We start from the raw sequence: 1,684 nt of genomic DNA on the forward strand, positions 1-1,684 counted from the left end.
GTTTCGACATAAGCTCTGAACGCAACAAATTTCTTCTATCCGTCTTTTGGGAACGCCTTGATAGGCATCATAGCAGCAGAGAAACTCAAAATTATCATGAGGACTTCTCCTCAGCCAGAATCCAGAGAGGCAGCCAAAATTGTCTAATCAGCCCAATCTCGAAGCTCTTAATAAAAGCTGCGAACGCAGCATTACAAAAATGAGTGACGACGAGGCACTCGAACATATCGGTCGGCTGATCGACGATTCCTGTGATGCTGCATTTGAACGCGGTTTGAAGCGTGCATTGTACTTGCTTGATGAGCTTTCAAAGAGGCCGCTCAGCGAAGAAAACGAGGTGTTGACGGAATATTTCCGGGCTAATGCTTGGGCTGCGCGATCGCAGATTGCTAATATTCAGCAATCTTGGTCTTGGGAGAGTGTGGAACTTCAGGAAGAAATGTTGGCGCTCACGCGGGCAGCCAATCACTCTGGATTCACGACGCTCGATAAGGGGCGACGCTGCCAGATACTGACTAATCGCGCCAATCTACTGAATAGGGTTGGCCGCTCGATTGATGCAATAGCCTGCTGGGACGAGGCGCTCCGTATCGATCCGCACTTCGCGATGGCACTTGGTAATCGCGGTTCCGGACTTAGAGATTATGCTGGTATGGTCGACGATGATCGGGAGCGCGCCATTCTGGCGCTCCATGCTTATGAGAGCCTTTGCAAGGCGATGGCGCCGGATGCGGTATATGACACTCCTAATTTTAAGCCCATCGTTACGCAATTTAAAGATATGGTTAATGAATTAGGCAGAGCAGTCAATGTCGATGCTGTGAGAGCAATGCAGAATCTCGATCAGGGTGAACAGGGCCGATCAAAAGTGGAACGCGCTTATCGTCAGTGGTGCCTCGATAAACGGTTGTTTCTTTGCCCATTGAACGATCTCGGACCGTATCTCGCCGCCGCGACCGATGATCTGATGTTACCCGGCATTAGGGAAAGGTTCGACGAGCGGCCAGGTGACTATTCACCGCCTCCGATCATCGGCTTTTTTAGCCAAATGAAACAGGAATACGTCTCGGCGCGCTACATGCTGTTCGAAGGAATGAGTAGCACACGGGTCCATTTCTCCGATCGTGGGGTCACGCTCACTAATACGCTCGATTACCCGCTCTACTCACTTGCGAGCGAGAGAGTGCGCACAGCATTTCGTATTGCATATTCCTTACTCGACAAGATTGCATTTTTGATCGACCGCTATTGGAAATTGGGAAAGGAACCCGCGCATATCAGCTTCAAGAATGTCTGGATGGTCGAAAAGAAACAGAGACTGCTCTCGCAATTCGAAGAATCAAATAATTGGCCTCTACTAGGACTTTATTGGCTTTCAAAGGAACTGTTTGACGATCAACTCAAGCAGATAACGTCCGCAGATGCCCGAGAACTCCATGCGATCCGCAACGCTCTTGAACACACTTATCTGCGTGTAAGCATGGGTTGGGCCAAGCCGTTCACGATCGGACCCTCCAACACCAGTAGTTTCGGGATTGCCATTGGGAGCGACGAGCTGGAATCGAAGGCGATCCGGGTAATGCAGATTGCGCGATCGGCCTTGTTTCATGTGTCATTCGCGATTAGGCAGGAAGAGCGCAAGAAATTTCATGATAATCCAGAGTCTATTGTTGGATCAATGCCA

Annotated in this window: 1 protein-coding gene; it reads left to right on the forward strand. The window is 49.8% G+C overall.

All coding sequences use genetic code 11. From position 1 onward, the window contains the following. Window positions 1-199: 199 nt before the first annotated feature. Window positions 200-1,684: LA2681 family HEPN domain-containing protein (locus HNR55_RS16630; RefSeq protein ID WP_184382803.1), on the forward strand; the 1,485-nt coding region annotated here is incomplete at its 3' end.

The sequence above is a fragment of the Acetobacter lovaniensis genome (assembly GCF_014207635.1).
GTDB lineage: Bacteria > Pseudomonadota > Alphaproteobacteria > Acetobacterales > Acetobacteraceae > Acetobacter > Acetobacter lovaniensis.